This is a genomic window from Bacteroidota bacterium (assembly GCA_034723125.1).
GTDB lineage: Bacteria > Bacteroidota > Bacteroidia > CAILMK01 > JAAYUY01 > JAYEOP01.
The window spans coordinates 1-4993 of the sequence record JAYEOP010000080.1; the positions used below are offsets into that span (position 1 = coordinate 1).

4 protein-coding genes are annotated in these 4993 nt (G+C 30.2%); all 4 read left to right on the plus strand.

Going from position 1 to position 4993, the window contains the following annotated elements; genetic code table 11:
* The first annotated feature begins 258 nt into the window (after window positions 1-258).
* Window positions 259-1599, plus strand: coding sequence for a hypothetical protein (locus U9R42_02395; GenBank protein MEA3494864.1), 1341 nt, complete (start codon window positions 259-261; stop codon window positions 1597-1599).
* A 2-nt stretch (window positions 1600-1601) separates the two neighbouring features.
* The gene (locus tag U9R42_02400; GenBank protein MEA3494865.1) at window positions 1602-3866 is read left to right on the plus strand and encodes an efflux RND transporter permease subunit; all 2265 of its coding nucleotides are present in this window, start codon (window positions 1602-1604) and stop codon (window positions 3864-3866) included.
* Between the two features lie 5 nt (window positions 3867-3871).
* Window positions 3872-4645, plus strand: coding sequence for an outer membrane lipoprotein-sorting protein (locus U9R42_02405; GenBank protein ID MEA3494866.1), 774 nt, complete (start codon window positions 3872-3874; stop codon window positions 4643-4645).
* Between the two features lie 22 nt (window positions 4646-4667).
* Window positions 4668-4993 (plus strand): DUF2141 domain-containing protein (locus tag U9R42_02410; GenBank protein ID MEA3494867.1); only part of this gene is annotated, 326 nt, incomplete at its 3' end.

Sequence of the window (4993 nt, forward strand, 5' to 3'; positions counted from 1 at the left end):
TTTTATCTTTCTCAACTCACTGATGCTAAGGCATCGCCTCGTCTCAAAAAATAAAAATCTCACCTGCCTGACGGCAAAGGCAGGTCAAAAATCTTAGAAATCATAAAATTTGATAGTTTTCTTAGAGTGGACTCAAAAATAGAATAGTTCATATTTTAAAAGTTGAACTACTTTGTGCTGTTTCTATTTTAAAAGAACAACCATATAATGCAATTGTTGTAATAAATTTGCTTTCGAAATTACTAATAGATAAATAATATGAAAAAGATAATAATTGTATTTCTCACATTCTCCTATTCGCTTTTAAATGCACAGGGAATATTCGAAAATTCATTAAATGATGTAGAAAAAAACAAAACCACTATTGATTTTAGTGGTTATGTTAGAGCTTCTGCTTTTGGTGGAGGGGAAGATTATGACTATTCATCAATATTTGGAGAGACGAGTATTCAAGGAAAATTTTCTAATAATAATATGTATCTATTCACAGAAATAGAACTTAGGTCGGGATTGCAGTTTAATAAAACAGAAAATGTAATTGAACTAACAGAAGCCTATGTTGGTTATATTGGAGAAAAGTTTGATTTATTACTTGGCAACCAGATTGTTACTTGGGGACGAACAGATGGATTTAATCCCACAAACAATATTACACCAAATGACTACTTTTTTTTAACTGCTGAACCTGATGACCTAAAACTGTCAAATTTCTTAGTCAGAATCAAATACCGAATTAATTCAAAAATTGATTTAGATTTAATTGCTATTCCTGTTTATAAGCCGTCTGTATATCGCTATGATCTTTTTGAAATGGGAGAAAATGTTAGTTTTTCCGAACCATCACTACCCGACAAAACCTTTGAAAACGCTTCTTTAGCAGCAAGATTAAACTTTGAATTTTCTAAAATTGGGTTTTCTGCATCCTATTTCAGAGGATATGATTCCTACTTCGGATTTGATGTTAAATCTATTGATTTTTTATCAGGCACACCTATTATTACAAATTCAGCAACGTCTTACCTGAAAAATACCATAGGTGCCGATTTTGCTTTACCTATTAATTCGTGGATACTACGAGGCGAAACTGCATACAACATAAGCAAGGATTACAAAAAGTTTATATATACCCCAAACCCCAATATTGATTATGTGATAGGAGTGGAACACAATTTTTGGGGAGTAACAACTATTTTACAATACATTGGCAAATATAATCTTGATTTTAACAAATTGCAATTACCTGTGCTGGACAATCCCACTGACCCTTTGGCACAAATGCAATTTGCAGAGGATATGATTATATACGAATCGACCTTATTTAACCGCAAAACATTTTATCAGCAAGAAGAAAGCAATCATGCTGTTGCATTATTACTTAGTAAAGCATTAGCCTACGACACATGGAATATTGAACTTGCCGGATATTACAATATTACATCGGAAGAATTGATGATACGTCCAAAAGTAACATGGAAAATAACGGATGCCCTTGCAACTACAGTTGGTGGAAACTATATGAAAGGACCTGATAACTCAATATTTGCACATTCGTCTCCTATATTAAATGGAGTATTTTTAGAACTAAAAGCAATTTTTTAATTATGATAAATAAAGAAATATTCGTTATAAAATACAAATGGTTTATTATTATATCAACGCTATTAATTATTGTTGCTTGCATATTTCCTTTAATGAAAACAACCATCAATTCTGATTTAATGTCATATCTGCCTGATGATATTCCATCTAAAATTAATAATGATAAAATTGAAAAAGTTTTTGGCAAAAGTGATCCATTGCTTATTGTTTTTGAAACCGATGATGTATTAAAGGAATCTACTTTGAAACGTATTCAGACTCTGAGTAAGGAGTTTAACCGTATGAAAGATTTTGATATGGTAATATCACTTTTCGATACTAAAAATATTAAAGGTGAATATGGTGCAATGATTGTTGATCCTGTTATAAAAAGAATTCCAAAATCTGAAAGTCGCAGAGAAAAACTGAGGGCAGAAATAAAAACAAATGAACTTGCCTATAAACTTATAGTTTCTGATGATTTTCGATATACAGTAATAATTCTCAATTCTGTTACTGATAAAACAGATATTGAACTAATGTCAATAATAACTGAGTTGTTGGATAAATATCCGGGTAACGAAAGCATTTCAATTAATGGGCAAGCATATTTGAGAGCTGAGGCAAACGATAAAATTTCGCGTGATTTTATGGTTTTATTGCCTATTGGAATGTTGATAATGGCTATTTTTCTTTGGTTTTCTTTTAAAGAAAAAAGGGGTGTATTATTGCCAACTTTTGTAGTTGCAATATCAATTATGATAGCCATGGCATTAATTCCTTTATTTGGTTGGCAACTGAGTGTAATAGGGGTTTTAATTCCTATAATGATGATTGCAATTGCAAACGATTATGGAATTCACTTTATCGCAAAATATCAGGAACTTAATGCTAAACATCCTGATATGACAATGAATGAAATTACAAAAGATGTTACTAGTTATTTAAAAAAACCTGTTATTCTGACCGGTATAACTACAATTGTAGGAATTGGCGGTCTTGTTACTCATGTAATGTTACCAGCCAAACAAATGGGTGTGGTTACCTCCGTAGGTGTTGCTTTTGCTGTATTGCTAAGTTTAACTTTTATTCCGGCATCAATGACATTTTTTAAAAAAGGAAAAATACTTAAAAGCTTTTCTGAAAATCAAACTAAAATTGGATTTTTAAATAAATTACTTGTCAAATTATCTGCTATTATAGCAAAACGACCTCGACAAATTATTTATATTTTTGTAAGCTTTATTATTATCGTAATTTTAGGACTTTCTCATTTCAAAATAGCTTCTGATTTCGATAGTATTTTACCTGAAAAGCATTCGTATAATATATCATTAAATATTGCTAATAAACATTTTGGCGGAACAAAAAATATTAGCGTAATGTTTGAAGGCGACATGAAAGATCCTGAAATATTGAAAAGAATGAACTATTACGAACAGCAACTTGAAAAAATGCCGGAAATAGGAAGTGTTAATTCAATTGCTTCAATGATACGTATAATGAGTAGAGCTATTAACGATCCCGGAGAGGAATTCTATGACAAAATTCCGGATAGCCGAGAAGCTATTGCTCAATATCTTGCACTATATTCAATGAGTGGCGACCCTGAAGATTTTGAAGACTTTGTTGATTTTGACTATACAAAGGCAGTTATGCTCATTCAGTATAAGGCTGATGATATTAAAACAATAAATAAAATAGTTGATAAAATTAATTTATTGATGAACGATGATGAAAACCTATCGGTTATAGGAGGAACAAGCTTAATTGACAAAGATATTAGTCGGGCAATTGCAACAGGGCAAAGAGATTCATTGATTTTTGCTTTTTTTGCAATCATGATTCTTTTAATGATTATATTTAAAAGTAAAACAGCAGGTTTAATTGGTAGTATTCCGCTATTGTTTGCTTTGGTTAGTACATTTGGTATAATGGGTTGGACAGGTATAGAACTAAATATTGTTACAGCATTACTTTCATCAATATCAATTGGCTTAGGGGTTGATTATACCATTCATATTTTCTGGCGATTAAAAAGTGAACTAAAAACTACTGATTCATATTCAGAAGCCATATCGACAAGCTTGAGAACCTCAGGACGAGGAATTATTATTAACGCATTTTCAGTAATTGTTGGTTTTTCAATATTGTTTTTATCGGCATTTCCTCTAATTCAGTATTTCGCTTTTCTTATCATAATTTCAATATTACTTTGTTTGGTATCGGCATTAATTTTAATACCTGCCATTTGCGTATTAACTAAACCTAAATTTCTTAAAAAATAATTAATATGAAAACTAAAAAAAATTTAATAGCTATTATTTTGATAATTTCAACAACAATGGGCTTTGCTCAAACAGCAAAAGAAATAAGCGAAAAAGCTTCAAATGTTATTGATATGGAAGCTATGGAGATGTCATTAACTTTAAAAATATATAATGCAAAAGGACGAGTGCGAGTACGTCAAATTACTATGGCAAGTAAAAGTTTTGGTCAAATAAATAAAACAATAATGAAATTTATTGCCCCTGCTGATGTAAAAGGAACTTCTATTTTAGTTTTCGATTATGAAAAAAAAGACGATGATATGTGGATATATATGCCTGCAATTCGTAAAACCAGAAGGATTATAAGCAGTGAAAAAGGAAAGAGCTTTATGGGTTCGGAGTTTACTAATGCAGATATGAGCAAACCGAATATGGATAACTTTAATTATAAAATACTTTCGTCAGAAACATACAACGGGCATTCATGTTGGAAAATAGAAACCTCTTGTAAAAATGAAGATATTGAAGATAAAAATGGTTATAGTAAAAGAATTGCTTGGATAGAAAAAGGAACTTATCTGTGTTATAAAATCAAATTCTATGACTTGTCAGGTGAACTTCATAAAGTACAATCTATCAAACAATATAAAAAACAAGCCAATGGTAAATATTTTGCCTTTTATATGGAAATGAAAAACAAGCAAAACGATAGAAAGTCGCAAATGATAATTAATAAATTTCAAATAGGATCAAAACTTCCTGAAAGTTCATTTACTCCGGCAATGATGGATAAATAATAAAATTCAAAAGATCAACATTATGAGAAACAAAGGAATAATATCTTTATTAATATTAATACTAATGGCTGTTTCAATAAATGCTCAGACATTAACCGTAGAAATAACAAATATCCGAAATGATAAAGGCAATATTTCCTTGGCTGTTTTTATTGATAATAGTAGTTTTGTTAAAGAAATACCATTTTTAGCAAAAACATATTCAAAAACTAATTTAATAGATGAAAAGTTGATAGTTAAAATAAATCTTAAGCCCGGTGTTTATGGAATTTCAGTATTAGATGATGAAAATAAAAATGGAGAAATGGAATATAATTTAATTGGAGTACCAAAAGAAGGTTTTGGGTT